Origin of the sequence: Amycolatopsis endophytica, assembly GCF_013410405.1 — a bacterium.
Lineage (GTDB): Bacteria > Actinomycetota > Actinomycetes > Mycobacteriales > Pseudonocardiaceae > Amycolatopsis_E > Amycolatopsis_E endophytica.
Map to the genome: position 1 here is coordinate 4,146,256 of NZ_JACCFK010000001.1, position 13,843 is coordinate 4,160,098.

The 13,843-nt window shown below is 72.0% G+C and carries 13 protein-coding genes and 1 pseudogene; 2 read left to right on the top strand and 12 right to left on the bottom strand.

Going from position 1 to position 13,843, the window contains the following annotated elements; translation table 11 throughout:
- Positions 1–543 carry an SCO family protein gene (locus HNR02_RS20425; protein ID WP_179774737.1) on the top strand — a complete coding sequence of 181 codons (543 nt, stop codon included), beginning with the start codon at positions 1–3 and terminating at the stop codon, positions 541–543.
- Here the strand turns inward: HNR02_RS20425 and HNR02_RS20430 are convergent.
- The 6 genes from HNR02_RS20430 to HNR02_RS20455 form a co-directional block, all read right to left on the bottom strand.
- Entirely contained in the window at positions 509–1,729 is a 1,221-nt protein-coding gene (locus HNR02_RS20430) for an MFS transporter (RefSeq protein WP_179774738.1), read from the bottom strand. The two genes, HNR02_RS20425 and HNR02_RS20430, sit on opposite strands and share 35 nt — an antisense overlap.
- Positions 1,719–2,948: an ATP-grasp domain-containing protein gene (locus HNR02_RS20435; RefSeq protein ID WP_179774739.1), complete on the bottom strand. Its 1,230-nt coding sequence runs from the start codon at positions 2,946–2,948 to the stop codon at positions 1,719–1,721. Before HNR02_RS20435 ends, HNR02_RS20430 begins: the two co-directional genes overlap by 11 nt.
- A gap of 49 nt (positions 2,949–2,997) precedes the next feature.
- A complete protein-coding gene (locus HNR02_RS20440) occupies positions 2,998–3,387 on the bottom strand; it encodes a hypothetical protein (RefSeq protein WP_179774740.1) in 390 nt (129 codons plus the stop codon).
- Positions 3,388–3,513: 126 nt separating this feature from the next.
- Positions 3,514–3,768 carry a ferritin family protein gene (locus HNR02_RS35095; RefSeq protein WP_218903013.1) on the bottom strand — a complete coding sequence of 85 codons (255 nt, stop codon included), beginning with the start codon at positions 3,766–3,768 and terminating at the stop codon, positions 3,514–3,516.
- A 40-nt stretch (positions 3,769–3,808) separates the two neighbouring features.
- The gene (locus HNR02_RS20450; protein ID WP_179774741.1) at positions 3,809–4,765 is read right to left on the bottom strand and encodes an SDR family oxidoreductase; all 957 of its coding nucleotides are present in this window, start codon (positions 4,763–4,765) and stop codon (positions 3,809–3,811) included.
- Positions 4,766–4,778: 13 nt separating this feature from the next.
- On the bottom strand, positions 4,779–5,978 hold the full coding sequence (locus HNR02_RS20455; RefSeq protein ID WP_179774742.1) for an oxygenase MpaB family protein: 1,200 nt from the start codon (positions 5,976–5,978) through the stop codon (positions 4,779–4,781).
- 114 nt (positions 5,979–6,092) lie between these two features.
- Between HNR02_RS20455 and HNR02_RS20460 the strand changes: the two genes are divergently transcribed.
- Entirely contained in the window at positions 6,093–6,752 is a 660-nt protein-coding gene (locus HNR02_RS20460; protein WP_179774743.1) for a TetR/AcrR family transcriptional regulator, read from the top strand.
- On the opposite strand, the gene HNR02_RS20465 is transcribed toward HNR02_RS20460, so the two are convergent.
- The 6 genes and pseudogenes from HNR02_RS20465 to pdhA all read right to left on the bottom strand — a co-directional run bounded on the left by HNR02_RS20465 (position 6,721) and on the right by pdhA (position 13,763).
- Positions 6,721–8,073, bottom strand: a complete 1,353-nt coding sequence (locus HNR02_RS20465; RefSeq protein ID WP_246338605.1) for an MFS transporter — start codon at positions 8,071–8,073, stop codon at positions 6,721–6,723. The two genes, HNR02_RS20460 and HNR02_RS20465, sit on opposite strands and share 32 nt — an antisense overlap.
- The gene (gene thiD / locus HNR02_RS20470) at positions 8,070–9,542 is read right to left on the bottom strand and encodes a bifunctional hydroxymethylpyrimidine kinase/phosphomethylpyrimidine kinase (protein ID WP_179774744.1); all 1,473 of its coding nucleotides are present in this window, start codon (positions 9,540–9,542) and stop codon (positions 8,070–8,072) included. Before thiD ends, HNR02_RS20465 begins: the two co-directional genes overlap by 4 nt.
- Positions 9,543–9,565: 23 nt before the next feature.
- A pseudogene (lipA, locus tag HNR02_RS20475) lies at positions 9,566–10,474 on the bottom strand (lipoyl synthase); the annotation flags it as partial.
- An 85-nt stretch (positions 10,475–10,559) separates the two neighbouring features.
- The gene (locus tag HNR02_RS20480) at positions 10,560–11,702 is read right to left on the bottom strand and encodes a dihydrolipoamide acetyltransferase family protein (RefSeq protein WP_179774746.1); all 1,143 of its coding nucleotides are present in this window, start codon (positions 11,700–11,702) and stop codon (positions 10,560–10,562) included.
- A 10-nt stretch (positions 11,703–11,712) separates the two neighbouring features.
- Positions 11,713–12,705 (bottom strand): alpha-ketoacid dehydrogenase subunit beta, encoded by a 993-nt coding sequence (locus HNR02_RS20485; protein ID WP_179774747.1) that lies wholly within the window; start codon positions 12,703–12,705, stop codon positions 11,713–11,715.
- On the bottom strand, positions 12,702–13,763 hold the full coding sequence (pdhA, locus tag HNR02_RS20490; protein ID WP_179774748.1) for a pyruvate dehydrogenase (acetyl-transferring) E1 component subunit alpha: 1,062 nt from the start codon (positions 13,761–13,763) through the stop codon (positions 12,702–12,704). Before pdhA ends, HNR02_RS20485 begins: the two co-directional genes overlap by 4 nt.
- Positions 13,764–13,843: the final 80 nt, after the last annotated feature.

Genomic DNA, 13,843 nt, shown 5'->3' on the forward strand with positions numbered 1-13,843 from the left:
ATGTCTTCCAGCCGCGCCCGCGTCGGCGGGCATTTCGACCTCACCGACCACCTGGGCGCGCGGGTCACGCCCGGCACCTACCGCGGCCGGTTCATGCTCGTCTTCTTCGGCTTCACCCACTGCGGGCAGATCTGCCCCGCGGTGCTGGGCCGCAACAGCCGCGCACTCGAATTGCTGGGGCCGGACGCCGACGAAATCCAGCCGCTGTACATCACCGTGGACCCCGACCGCGATTCGCCCGAGGTGCTGGCCGCGTACCTGCGCGACCGGCACCCCCGCTACACCGGGCTCACCGGCACCACGGCGGAAATCGAGGCGGCCGAGCGCGCGTACCACGTCTTCGCCCGCCGGGCGGACGAACTCGACGACTACCGCGTGCCGCACACCTCGTTCACCTTCCTCATGGATCCCGGCGGCGACTACGTGAGCCACTACGCGGAGACCCGCACGGCGGACGAACTCGCCGGCGCTCTCGCCCGCGAGATCGACCGTTACCGCGGGGGCGGCGTCAGGACGGCAACCGCCGCAGACGGGAGAAGCTGAACAGCGTCACGGCGACACAGGCGAGCACGCACGCGGCCATCAACAGCGGCACGTTCCCCAGCGGGGTGGCCGCGAGGAGGACGCCCGCGATCGGGTACGGGACCTGCACGAGGAGCACCACCGCGGAGACCGTGACCCCGAACTCGGCCACCGGGATCACCCGCGCCCGCGCGATGCGCAGGAAACAGGCGAACGCGCCCTCGGCGCCGAGGAACACACACGTCCACACCAGGAACGGCGCGAAGCCCGGTGACAGGCCAGCCGCCACCGCCCCCGCGCACGCCAGCAACCCGCTGACCAGCCCGACCCGGACGATGTCCAGCCGTGCGGCGAGCCGGGTCATCACGAGGATCACCGCGAGCGAGGCGGCGGCGCCCGCGGTGCGCACGATGCTCGACGACGAGGCGGTCAGGCCGAACCGGTCCTCCACGTAGGCGGGCGTCATGCCCAGGATCAGCCCGGCCAGCAGGTTGAACGCCGCGGTGGACAGGACGATGTGGACGAGCGCCGGATTGCGCCGGACACCGCGCACCCCGGCGGTCAGCTCCTCCCACGCGGACCGCCGCGACCGCGGGCCGGACTCCTGCTCCGGCAGCCTGCGGCACAACACCATGCTGATCAGCACCAGGACCAGCATCGCGGCCAGCGTCCACACCGGGCCCCACACGACGAGGACCCCGGCGACGAACGGTCCGGCGACCATCGCCGTCTGGTCGATCCCGGCCTGCACCGACTGGGTCCAGGCGATCGGCTTGGAGCCGTTGATCTGCACCCCGAGCTTTTCCACCGCGATGTAGGAGGCCTGGCCGAACGCCCCGATGGCGAGTGCGAGGAGCACGAGGACCAGCCACGCGGCGGGCACGAGCAGCACACCGGCGAGCGCGCCGAGCAGCAGCATCACCCGCGCGATCTCGGCGATCACCAGACACCGGCGCGCGCCGTAGCGGTCCACCAGGGGTCCGGCGGCGGGGATTCCGGCCAGCCGCGGCAGCCACTCCAGCGCCAGTGTCAGACCGGACCAGGCCAGGCTCTGGGTGGCGCTGTAGATCAGCAGCGGGATCGCGAAGGTGAGCGTCTCGGTGGCGAGGCGGTTGGCCGCGCGCGCCACCACGGACACGTACAGCGTGCGGGGCGAGTCCGCCCCGGGCGCGGCGACGGGCGCCGTGAGCGCCGGGTCAGCCGACAACTCTGATCGTCTCCTCGAGCTTCCGCCGCAACGCCACGGCCTCGTCGTAGGAGCCGGCTTCGAACATCACGTGGGCGATCCGCGACCGCATGTCCGGCCGGTCCGGGATCGGCTGACCGGCCGGGATGTCGATCCCGCCACGCCGCACGCCGGGGAGGGCGAGTGCCTCGTCCCAGCCCTCCAGCGCGCGGTAGGTGGCGCCGAAGCGCGCCGGATCGATGACGTAGTGGATCCCGGCCGCCGACGCCGTGGGGGTGCCCGGGGCGGGGACCTCGACGCCCGCGGCCGTCGCGATCGCCGCCTGCGCCAGGGACAGCCCGGTGACGGTTTCGACCATCGCCGCGATCTGGTCGCCGCCCATCCGGCCCGCGATCTCGACCAGCGTCGGTCCTTCCGCGGTCAGGCGGTACTCGGCGTGGAAGGGGCCGGTCGTCAGGCCGAGCGCCCGGGTGACCTGATCGAGGTAAGCGGTGACGTCCTCGTGGCCGGGGACCTGCGCGGCCGGGCGGACGATGTGGCCCTGCTGCTGGAAGTGCGGTTCGCGGCCCAGCCACTTCTCCGTGATGGCCAGTACCGTGGCCCGCCCCCGTTCGACGTACCCTTCGGCGGAGAACTCCTTGCCCCGCAGGTACTGCTCGACCACCACGGTGGCGCCGGGAAGCCTGTCGCCCATCGGCACCGTCTCGCCGATGATGTCCGCGTAACCCGCGACCAGGTCGTCGCGGCCGTCGGCCCGCCGGACGCCGATCGTGCCCAGCATCCCGACCGGCTTGATGACGCAGGGGAAGCCCACGACCTCACCCGCGTCGGCGGCCTCCCGCGACGAGGAGGCCACGACGAACGCCGGGGCCCGCACACCCGCCTCGTGCAGCCGCGCCCGCATCTCGGACTTCTCGCGCACCACCAGCGCGTCGGCCGGGTCGATCCCCGGGATCCCCAGCTCCGCGGCGACCTCCGCGGCGATCGGCACGGTGAACTCCACCCCGGCGACGACCGCGTGGACCGGTTCGCGGCGGTGGATCTCCCTGGCTGCTTCCCGGATCTCCGCGGGCGAGAGCGTGCCGACCGGGCACACCTCGTCGATGAACTCCCGGATGTGGTCGCCGAGCCGGTAGAAGCCCTGGTTGTTGGTGATCACCGTGGTGCGGATGCCCATGCGGCGCCCGGCTTCGGGGTACAGTTGCCCGGCCGAGGCCGGCATGAGGATCAGTACGTGCATTGAGTTGTCCAAGTCTTCTGCTCTGGGGAACCTGAGCCGATCGTACTGATCATCTGGCCGGAAACATGACCGGAACGTGAAAAGATTTTAACTGATCGGCAGTGTCGCGCGGTCGCTTCGTCACGGTGCGTGAGCAGTTGGCAGGCAACCCTGCCCCATGGTCACCCGTCCTGACATCGAAGCGATCGGGAGGGGGCTGGTGCCGGAGTTCAGCGGATGGGTGGCGGAATTCGAGGAGGCCGCGCGGGCGCGCCGCGCCGATGGTGATCCGGACTGGGCACGCGGCGCCCGGCTCGGTCCCGCCGTGGTGCGCAGCCTGCAACGGTTCCAGGTCGGCGAATCCGGCGACGGCGCGAACCTCGTCCGGGCCGCGGAACGGACCGGTGATCCCGCCTACGCGGCGGCGGTGCGGTTGTTCGTCGCCGAGGAGCAGAACCACGCACGGCTGCTCGCGTGCCTGCTGGAGGCCGCCGGGGCGCCGACGATCCCGCGTCGCTGGAGCGACACGGTGTCGCGGTGCGCACGAGCCACCGCGCCGGGCGGGGCATCGCGCGGACGTCGGCGCTCAGTCGGTGCCCTGGAAGGGCGCGTGCCGGTCCTCGTCGGCGAGCGCGCGGGCGGCGACGTCGCGGGTGAGGGCGTCGCCGGAACCGTCGCGCAGGACCCGGTACCACGGCGCCGCGCTGCGCGCACTCGGCCTCCGGCGGCGTGCCTTCGTGGCCGGGCAGGCGCGCCTGTTCGGCGGTTTCCTCGCCGGGTTACCGCACGCCGACCGCCCACCACGCCGCTGGGAGAAGACGTGAAGTCCGGCCAGGCCCATCCGGCTCCGTCAGCTGACTCCGGCCGCGGCTCCGGAGGCGTCAGGCGGGTTCGTGCACGGCCGGGAAGCTCACTCCCGTCAGGTCCTCCGAAATGGTCCACATCCGGCGGGCCTCCTCCGCGCTGCGCAGCCGTGAATAGATCTTCTGCTCGGCAGGCGGGCCGGAGAGGTGCCGGAAACCGTTGGGCCCGTAGAGGCACCCGCCTTCGGCGTTGGGTGAGGTGGCGGCGTACAGCGCGGGCAGCAGGGCCGACTCGACCTTTCCGAACAGGATGCCGCGGGCGGCCAGTGCACGGATGATCCGGCCCAGCGGGGTGGCGCGCCCGCGGCCGACTTCCGGTCGTGCGGCGAGCAGGTTCGTCGGCGACACGCCGGGGTGCGAGAGGTTGCTGGTGATGCCCCAGCCGCCGGCCTGGCTGCGCCGCTGGAGTTCGAGCCCGAACAGGCCGAACGCGATCTTGGACTGGCTGTACGCGCCGTTGCCGTTGTACCGGCGTTCCCACTGGAGGTCGTCCCAGTTGATGGAGCGCTGGTTGGCGGCGATGCTGACCTGCGAGGTGACCCGCGCGTTGCCGGCGCGCAGCAGCGGCAGCAGCCGGGCCACCAGGGCGAAATGCCCGAGGTGGTTGGTGCCGAACTGCAGCTCGAACCCGTCGGCGGTGGTCTGCCGGTCGGGCGGGGTCATCACCCCGGCGTTGTTGATCAGGATGTGGACCGGCCGTCCGTCCCGGTTCAGCTCATCCGCCACCGCGGCGACAGAGTCCAAAGAGGACAAGTCCAGGTTCCGCAGGGACAGCACGGCATCGGGGTGCTGACGGCGGATCTTCGCGATCGCGGCCTCGCCCTTGCGCGGGTTGCGGACCGGCATGACGACCTCGGCGCCCGCCGCGGCGAGCCGGGTGGTCAGGCCGAGGCCGACGCCGTCACTGGCTCCGGTGACCACCGCGAGCTTGCCGGACAGGTCGGGCACCTCGATGTCCGGTGTGGACTTCGGCATGGGTTTTTTCCTTTCAGAGTTCGAGACCGGGCCGGGTCGCGTGTTCGTAGGTCTGGTGCTCACCGGTTTCCCCGGTCAGCTCCCGCGTGGCCTCGATGTGGGTCAGCTGTGCCCTCCGCCGGGCGGCGGGATCGCGGCGCATCCGGGCGTGCCGGGTCCGGACGGCCTGGAAGGCGGGGGAGAGCAGGGCGTTCGCGACGGCGCTGCGGGGCAGTCCGAGTTCGTCCATCGCGGCGTCGCCGTGGAACCGGCGGGCGAGCGCGTGCAGGGCCTGCCGAGCCAGGCCGTGCGGGACGTGCGTCATTTCGTTCAGCGTTCCCGCGATGGCCTCCAGCGTCGCCGCGGCGAGCCGCGCCGTCTCGGGGATGGCCGGCCCGGTGACCGCCTGGAGGAGATCGTCGACCCGCTGGGCGTCGTCGTGACCGGCGATGCCTTCGATGAGCCGCGGGTCCACTCCGAGCAGGTGCCCGACGTACCACCAGTACCGGTAGAGCGACGTGAGTTCCGCGGGGGTGAGCGGGAACCCCATGACCTCTTCGGCGCGGTAGCTGACCAGGGTGAAGTCCATCCAGGTGCGGACGAGATCGACCTGGTTGATCGGCGCGCCGTAGGCATTCTCGTCGTAGCCGCGGGTGCGCGCGAGTCTGCGCATGTGCGCGTGCATCATCCGTACCTGCAGTGTGGCGACATATCCACTGCGGCCGGGACGCAGCGAGCCGGGAAGCATCGCGGTGTTCACCCAGCGCCCGGTCTCCCGCAGGCGCCGCGGGACCGCGTCCACCAAGCGGCCGGTCATCGCGAGGACGGTCGCGATCGACGGCGACTGGTAGGTGCGCACCAGCGCCGCGGCGGCCAGGCTGATGATGTGCACCGGCGCGGGAGCGTTGAAGAAGGGGAGCGAGCCTTCGTCCAGCAGCGCGTCGTCGACGTAGGCGGGTGCGGCTTCGGTCTGTTCGAGCAATGCGGCGACGCCGGGCGGAGCGTTGTCGACGCCGGCGAGCCCGTGCTCGATGCCGTCGTGCAGCTTCGCGCGCACGTCACGGCCACCGGCGTGGATCTCTTCGACGACCGCGTCCGCGAGGGGGTCTCCCGTGGTGAGCGCCCAGCCCACGAGAGCGGCGCGACCATCGCCGAACTGCGCGACGATGCCTGGTTTCGAGTTGCGGGCGGCCGGCCATTCCGGCGGTTTCGCGCCGAGGGTTGCCCTCGCCATGACAGCTCCATCCGAAGGTTTGCTGACAACCGTCAGATTAGCGGTATTCTGACGGGTGTCAAGTTTTGTCCCCCGACCGTGGGGCCCGGTTCGAGTCGTGGGGAGAATGCACGCATGGCGACAGAGGAGCCGGTGACCGCGCGAAGGCCGGGGCGCCCCGGGGCCGGCGCGCCCCCGGTGCCCGGCGAGGCCGAGATCCTGCGGCGGGGGATGGAGGCATTCGCCGAGCTCGGCTACGACCGGACCTCGGCGAGAGAGCTGGCGAGGCGCCTCGGCGTCAGCCACAACTTCATCAACGACCGCTACGGGTCGAAGGCCGGGTTCTGGCGCGCCGTGGTCGATTCACTGCTCGAAGCCGACCAGCGGGAACGCGAGCGCCTGCTCGGCACCGGCGCCGACGACGCCGAGCGGGTCCGCGCCGTGATCACCCACTTCTACCAGTCCGCCGTCGAGGCGCCGCTGCTCGCCCGCCTGCTGGCCGACGAGTTCGGGCAAGAGTCGGAGCGCCTGGACTACCTGTACGAGAAGTACGTGACGCCGACGCTGGGCCCGCTGGTCCCGGCCGTCGAGCGCCTCATGGCGGCGGGCCGGATGCCTGCGGTGCCGATGGACGTCCTCTTCTTCGCCGTGATCAGCCCCGTCGCGGGCCTGGTGCAGCTACCGCTGGCGCACCGGCTCGGCCGGGCCCGGCCGGTCACGAGGGAAAGCCAGGCGCGCACCGCGCACGAACTCGCTAGCCTCGTCACGGACGGCCTGCTCGGCCGGCGCCCGTGACAACCGCGGCGAGGGCGAGACCACCGACGGCGAGCACGCAACTGGTGACGAACGGGTCGGTCCACGCGGCGCCGGCCCCGAAGCCGATGCCGGTGTAGAGCGCGATGCCGGTGGCGCCGCCGAGCTGGTCGGCGGCTCGCTGCACCCCGGAGGCGGTTCCGGCGTCCTCGTCGGACACGTCGTGCACCGCGGCGTACTGGAGGCCCACGAGTCCGAAGCCCATCCCGGTGGCGATCAGGATCATCGCGAGGATCGCGAACCCGGTGCCGCCGTCCCCGGCGGCGACGGCGATCGCGGCCATGCCGAGTGCGGTGAGCGCGATGCCGGTGAGCGAGCACGCCCGGAATCCCCACCGTCCCAGCAGGCGCGGGACCAGCGTCGCCGCGAGGACGAGGGTCACGGCCAGCGGCAGGAGCGCCACCCCGGTCTCCAGCGGATCGTGGCCGGCGCGCTGCTGGAGGTGGAAGGTGAGCAGGAGGAACGACGTCGACAATGCCGCGCTGAGCAGGGCGGTGGCGACGTTCGCCGTCACCCGGATGCGGTTGCGGAAGAAGGCGGGCGGGATCAGCGGATGCGCCGCCCGGCGCTCCACGAGGACGAACGCCACGGCGGCCAGGAGCGCGGCGGCGAGCGCGATCACCTGCCACGGGCCGCGCGCGCCGCTGACCCCGGTGACGAACAGCAGCGGGGCCGCGGTCAGCAGCACCGAACCGGACAGGTCGAGCGGTTCCCGCCGCTGCGGCCGGTCGCGGGGCAGGAAGGCCGGGACGCCACCGAGGACGACCACGACGAACGGGACGGTGACCAGGAAGGCCGACCGCCAGCCCAGCAGTTCGGTCAGCACGCCGGAGAGCACGAAGCCCAGCACGAGCCCGCTGCTCGCGACGGCGGCCCAGATGCTCAGTGCCCTCGCGCGGCGCGGCCCCTCGGGGAACAGCAGCACGATCGCGGCCATGGCGGCAGGCAACGCGAGCGCCTCACCCGCGCCCTGCAACAGCCGCGCCACCACCAGGACGCCGAACGAGGGCGCCAGCCCGGCCAGCAGCGAGGCGGCCCCGAAGAGCGAGGTCCCGGCCAGCAGCGCGCGACGGCGGCCCAGCACGTCACCGAGCCGCCCGCCCAGCATGAGCAGGCCACCGCCGGTGACGCTGTAGGCGACGACCACCCAGGTCAGTTCCGGGGGCGCGACCCCGAAATCGGCGCCGATCGAGGGCAGGGCCACGTTGACGACGGTCACGTCGACCGCGATCAGGAACTGCAGCAGTGACAGCGCGCCGAGAACCCACCAGCTCCGCAGTGCGGTGTCCGCATGACCGTTCATGCGGCGCTCGCCTGGGTCGGTGCGCGGAAGAAGGCCAGTTCGTGCTCGGCGGAGGTCCGGAAGACCGCTTGCATCGCCGTCCGTCGCGCATCGGAGGCGGAGGCGGCGTGTGTCGTGGCGATGTCGATGGCTTGCTCCGTCATCCGTTCGACTCCGGGGTCCTGGTAGGAGCGGATCCAGTCCGCGAACGGGTTGCCCGCCACAGTGGACAGTCCCAGGCGGTGCCCGACGTCGTGGTAGATCCAAAGACACGGCAGCACGGCGGCGACGGCCGTCGCGTAGTCCCCGCGCGTGGTCACCGCGAGCAGGTGGTCGGTGTAGCGCGTGGTGGCCGGCGCGGGCGCGGCCGTGAATCGGTGTCGCGGCTCGATCCACCGCGTGTGCACCTCCGTCTCGCCGACGAGGGCGTCCCGGGAGCATCCGGCCCAGAAGACCTGTTCCTCCGGCGTGGGGGCCAGCGCGGCGGTCCGGGACAGCACCCGGGCGAACTCGCGGAGGTACACGAGGTCCTGCGCGAGGAACCACGCGAACGCCCGCGGGTCCAGCGTGCCCTGCCCGAGCCCGGTGACGAACGCGGTGTCGTGGATTCGCGCGCGCAGGTCCGCGATGCCGTTCCACCACGTCGTGCGGACGGTCGCGGGATCGGGGGCGTGCACCCCGCCGCGGTCCCACAGGACGGCCAGAGGGGAGACCGGACCGCGCCCGGTGCCGACGTCGAGGTCCGCGCCCGCCGCGAGGCTCGCACTGAGCCACTGCTTGGCGCGCGGGATCGCCGCCTCCCAGCTGTCCGTCCTGGCGCGGTGGGTCGCCAGCGAAGCCGACAGCGAGCATCCGGTCCCGTGCGTGTGGACGGTGTCCACCCGTGGTGCGGAGAAGATCCGCACCTCGCCGCCGGGACCGGCGAGCGCGTCGCGGGCGTCGTCCGAGGCGAGGTGGCCGCCCTTGGCCAGCACCCGGACCCCGTGCCGCGCGGCCAGCCGTGTGGCCTGTCCGATCAGCTCGGGCCAGGACACCGCGGCCGGTTCGCCCAGCAGGATCCCGAGTTCGGCGACGTTGGGGGTGACCAGATCGGTCAGCGGGATCACCTCGGCGAGCGCGGATTCGAGACCGTCACCGGACAGGCGGTCGCCGCTGGTGGCGACCAGCACCGGGTCCAGTACGACGTGCGGCGGGCGGGTCGCGGCGAGCCAGTCCCGCACGGTGCGGGCGATCCCGGCGTCGAAGAGCATCCCGATCTTCACCGCGTCCAGCGTGACGTCGTCGCTCACCGCGTTCAGCTGGCCAGCCAGGAAACCGGTGTCCGGCCGGTGGATCGCCCGGACCCCGGTGGTGTTCTGCGCGACCAGCGCGGTGACGACGGCCATGCCGTACCCGCCGGCGGCCGCGATGCTCTTCAGATCGGCCTGAATCCCGGCGCCACCGGTCGGGTCGGTCCCGGCGACGCTGAGCACCCGGGGCACGGCGCCCATCAGGCGCCCTTCCCGGCGGTGCGGGCCAGCACGTCGGCGTAGAGGCGGCCCGCCCGGTAGGACGAGCGCACCAGCGGTCCGGCCAGGACTCCCGCGAACCCGATCTCCTCGGCCGCCGCCGCGTGCTCGGCGAACTCGCCGGGCCTGACCCAGCGTTCGACCGGGTGGTGGCGCGCGGAGGGGCGCAGGTACTGGGACAGCGTGATGATCTCGCACCCGGCCTCGTGCAGATCGCGCAGCGCTGCGGTCACCTCGTCCGGGGTCTCGCCCATGCCGAGCATCAGGTTCGACTTCGTCACGAGCCCGGCCGCGCGCGCCTTGGTCAGGATCCCGAGTGAGGTGTCGTAGCGGAACGCGGGCCGGATCCGCCGGAACAACCGGGCGACGGTGTCCAGGTTGTGCGCCAGCACCTCGGGACGGGACCCGAACACCGGTGCGAGCAGGTCGTCGCGGGAATGGAAGTCCGGGATCAGCAGTTCGACGCCGGTGCCCGGGTTGAGGGCGTGGATCTGCCGGACGGTTTCGGCGTAGAGCCAGGAGCCGCCGTCGTCGAGGTCGTCGCGGGCGACACCGGTGACGGTCGAGTAACGCAAACCCATGGTGCGCACGGATTCCGCGACCCGGCGGGGCTCGCCGCGGTCCACCGCGGTGGGCCTGCCGGTGTCGATCTGGCAGAAGTCGCAGCGGCGGGTGCACTGCCCGCCGCCGATCAGGAAGGTGGCCTCGCGGTCCTCCCAGCACTCGTAGATGTTGGGACAGCCCGCTTCCTCGCACACGGTGTGCAGACCGCGTGAGCGGACCAGCGACTTGAGTTCGGTGTACTCCGGTCCGGTGTGGACCCGTGTGCGGATCCACGGCGGTTTGCGCTCGACCGGGGTTTCGCTGTTGCGGACTTCCAGGCGGAGCAGTTTGCGCCCGTCGGGTTCGATCATGGTCAGGTGTGTCCTTCCCCGTGGTGGGTGGCGAGGTCGGCGCGTTCCAGCGGCGGGAAGGCCGTCCGTGGCATGTCGGGCTCCTTCACGCGATGGCGCGCAGCGGGTGTTCGAGCAGGCCGGTGAGCGTGGCCAGGAACTGGCCGGCGAGCGCGCCGTCGATGATGCGGTGGTCGGCGGTGAGGGTGTACCGCATGCGGCGCGGCTCGCCGAGCGCGGCACCGACCGCGAGGATGGCACCCTGGGGCGGGTTGATGATCGCGGTGAACTGCTCGACCCCGAACATGCCGAGGTTGCTGACCGTGCACGTTCCGCCGGCCATGTCCGCCGGGCTCAGTGTCCGGTCGGCGGCCCGGCCGGCGAGTTCGCGGGTCCGCACCGCGATGGCCGTGACCGGGGACCGGTCGGCGTCGCGGACCACCGGCACCACCAGGCCGCTCGGCGACGACACGGCGATCCCGACATGGATCCCTTCGTGCAGCACGGTTGCGCCGCGGCCCTCGGGCGAGTACGAGGCGTTGATCCCCGGGTGCGCCCGCAGCGCGAGCGCGACGGCCCGGACGACGAGATCGTTGACGGTCACCTTCGCGGAGGCCGGCGCTTCGTTGATCTGCGCGCGCAGGGTGAGCAGGGCGTCCACGTCGGCGGAGGCGGTCGCGGTGAACGTCGGGATGGTGGCGCTGTCGGCGAGCCGCGTCGCGACGGCGTGGCGGACGGCGTCGAAGGGCACCCGTGTCGCTCCTGCGGCGGCGGGTTCGGCGGGTTCGGCCGGCGCGGGATCGGTGCGAAGAGCGTCCTCGATGTCCGCCCGCACGATGCGGCCCCGCGGCCCGCTGCCGGTGATCCCGGCCAGGTCGATCCCGTGCTCGCGGGCGAGCCGCCGCACGAGGGGAGTGGCCGCCAGACGGCCGTTTCCCTCCTGTGGCAGGGGCGGTGCGGCGGGCACCGGTTCCGCCGCGGGAGCCTCACGCGCGGGCTCGGGAGCGTCGCCGCTGCCGTCGTCGAGGCGGGCGATCGGGGCGCCGATGGGCACCGCGCTGCCCGCGGGCACGAGGATCTCGGTGAGCGTGCCGTCCTGGTACGCCTCGAACTCCATGATCGCCTTGTCGGTTTCGATCTCGGCGAGGACCTGCCCGGTGGTGACGTGGTCGCCGGGCCCGAAGTGCCACGAGGAGATCACGCCCTCCTCCATGGTGTCGGACAGGCGCGGCATCAGGATGTCGATCATCGTGCTCCCGTCAGCGACGCCGGGCGACGGCGTCGAGGGTCTGGCGAATCGCCGTGGTGGCGTCGTCGATGCTGGGCAGGGCCGCGGTTTCCAGCGGCTTGGAGTAGGGCAGCGGGACCTCGGCCATCGCGACGCGCCGGACCGGGGCGTCGAGCCAGTCGAACGCGCCGTCGGAGATGCTGGCCGCGACCTCGGCGCCGATGCCGTAGGTGAGCCAGTCGTCTTCGAGAACGACGGCGCAGTTGGTCTTGCGCACCGAGGCGATCACCGTGTCCCGGTCCAGCGGCCGCAGGCTCCGCAGATCGACGACCTCCACGTCGATCCCTTCGCGCGCCAGCTCTTCGGCGGCCCGGAGCGCGACCGTGGCCATGCGCGAGTAGGCGATGACGGTGATGTCGGCCCCTTCGCGGGTGACGGACGCGACGCCGATCTCGGCGGGCACGTCGTCGTCGGGCACCTCGCCCTTGGTGTTGTAGAGAGCCAGGTTCTCCAGGACCAGCACCGGATCGTCGTCGCGGATCGCGGCCAGCATGAGCGCCTTCGCATCGGCCGGTGTGGACGGTGCCACCACCTTCATCCCTGGCACGAAGGCGTAGTACAGCTCGATGTTCTGCGAATGCGTCGCGCCCAGCTGCTGCCCGCCGCCACCGGGGGTCCGAATCACCATCGGCGCGCGCGCCTGCCCGCCGAACATCCCATAGATCTTCGCGGCGTGGTTGACGATCTGGTCCAGTGCCAGCAGCGAGAAGTTGATCGTCATGATCTCCACGACCGGCCGCAGGCCGAGCATCGCGGCACCGATCGCGGCGCCGGTGAACCCCTCCTCGGCGATCGGGGTGTCGCGGACCCGCCGTGCGCCGAACTCCTCCAGCAGCCCGGCGGTGATCTTGTAGGAGCCTTCGAAGCGGCCGATCTCCTCGCCGATCAGGAACACGTCCTCGTCGCGCAGCATCTCCGACCGCAGCGTGTCGTGCAGGGCCTGCCGGTAGCTGATCACGCTCACGCCGGAACACCGGCCTGCGCGAACAGCGGCTGTCCCGGCAGACGGCGCGAATCGTTGCGCACGGGGGTGGCGTAGGTGTGATCGAACAGCGTCGACACCTCCGGCAGCGGGCTCGCTTCGGCGAAGGCGGCGGCCGCCTCGACGGCGGCGGCGATTTCGGCCTCGATCCCGGCGGACAGGTCGTCGTTCAGGAGACCACGCTCGCGCAGGTGCGCGGCGAACCCGAGGACCGGATCGGCGGCACGGAGCGCCTCGATCTCGGCCTGGTCGCGGTACTTCGCCGGGTCGACCACGGAATGGCCCTTCAACCGCCCGGACACCGTTTCCAGCAGGTAGGGCTGTCCGGAACGGGCCGAGCGCAACGCTTCCAGCGCCGCTTCGTGAACGGCCGCGGGATCGTTGCCGTCGACCCGGCTCGACGGCATCCGGTAGGACGACGCGCGCCGGTACAGGTCGGGCTCGGCGGAGGACTCCTCGACGGTGGTGCCCATGCCGCGGCCGTTGTTGACCACGACGTACACGATCGGCAGGTGCCACAGCGCGGCCAGGTTGAGCGATTCGTGGAAGGCGCCGATGTTGGTCGTCCCGTCGCCCATCAGGCACATCACGGCCTCCTGCCCCGCCCGGTAGTCGATGGCCAGCGCCGCGCCGGTCGCGAGGGGGACCTGACCGCCGACGATGCCGTAGCCGCCCATCAGCCGGGACTCGACGTCGAACAGGTGCATCGACCCGCCCCAGCCACGGGACACCCCGTCGCGGCGGCCGTACAGCTCGGCCATCACACGGCCGGGGTCGATGCCGCGGGCGATCGCGTAACCGTGTTCGCGGTAGTTGGTGAACAGGTAGTCGGTGTCGGCGAGCGCGGCCATGAGGCCGGCGACGGTGGCTTCCTCACCGAGGTTGAGGTGGCAGTACCCGCCGACCTTCGCCTCGGTGTAGGCGCGGGCGGCGCGTTCCTCGAACCGGCGGATCAGCAGCATCTGCCGGTAGAACCGGAGCGCCTGCTCGTCGTCGAGGCAGCCGGTGGCCGGGGCTGCCGTCCCTGCGGGGCTGGGCATTCGGGGGTCTCCTCTCGCCACGGGGTGTCCGCGGCTAAATGATACTAGATCAGTGTCATTAATGACGGTGAGAGGATGGG

What these genes read in the sequence shown, in the direction of transcription:
- HNR02_RS20425 (WP_179774737.1), top strand. Translation starts at nt 1, where the DNA reads ATGTCTTCCAGCCGCGCCCGCGTCGGCGGGCATTTCGACCTCACCGAC.
- HNR02_RS20480 (WP_179774746.1), bottom strand. Translation starts at nt 11,702, where the DNA reads ATGATCGACATCCTGATGCCGCGCCTGTCCGACACCATGGAGGAGGGC.
- HNR02_RS20450 (WP_179774741.1), bottom strand. Translation starts at nt 4,765, where the DNA reads ATGCCGAAGTCCACACCGGACATCGAGGTGCCCGACCTGTCCGGCAAG.
- HNR02_RS20455 (WP_179774742.1), bottom strand. Translation starts at nt 5,978, where the DNA reads ATGGCGAGGGCAACCCTCGGCGCGAAACCGCCGGAATGGCCGGCCGCC.
- pdhA (WP_179774748.1), bottom strand. Translation starts at nt 13,763, where the DNA reads ATGCCCAGCCCCGCAGGGACGGCAGCCCCGGCCACCGGCTGCCTCGAC.
- HNR02_RS20435 (WP_179774739.1), bottom strand. Translation starts at nt 2,948, where the DNA reads ATGCACGTACTGATCCTCATGCCGGCCTCGGCCGGGCAACTGTACCCC.
- HNR02_RS35095 (WP_218903013.1), bottom strand. Translation starts at nt 3,768, where the DNA reads ATGGGCCTGGCCGGACTTCACGTCTTCTCCCAGCGGCGTGGTGGGCGG.
- thiD (WP_179774744.1), bottom strand. Translation starts at nt 9,542, where the DNA reads ATGGGCGCCGTGCCCCGGGTGCTCAGCGTCGCCGGGACCGACCCGACC.
- HNR02_RS20460 (WP_179774743.1), top strand. Translation starts at nt 6,093, where the DNA reads ATGGCGACAGAGGAGCCGGTGACCGCGCGAAGGCCGGGGCGCCCCGGG.
- HNR02_RS20465 (WP_246338605.1), bottom strand. Translation starts at nt 8,073, where the DNA reads ATGAACGGTCATGCGGACACCGCACTGCGGAGCTGGTGGGTTCTCGGC.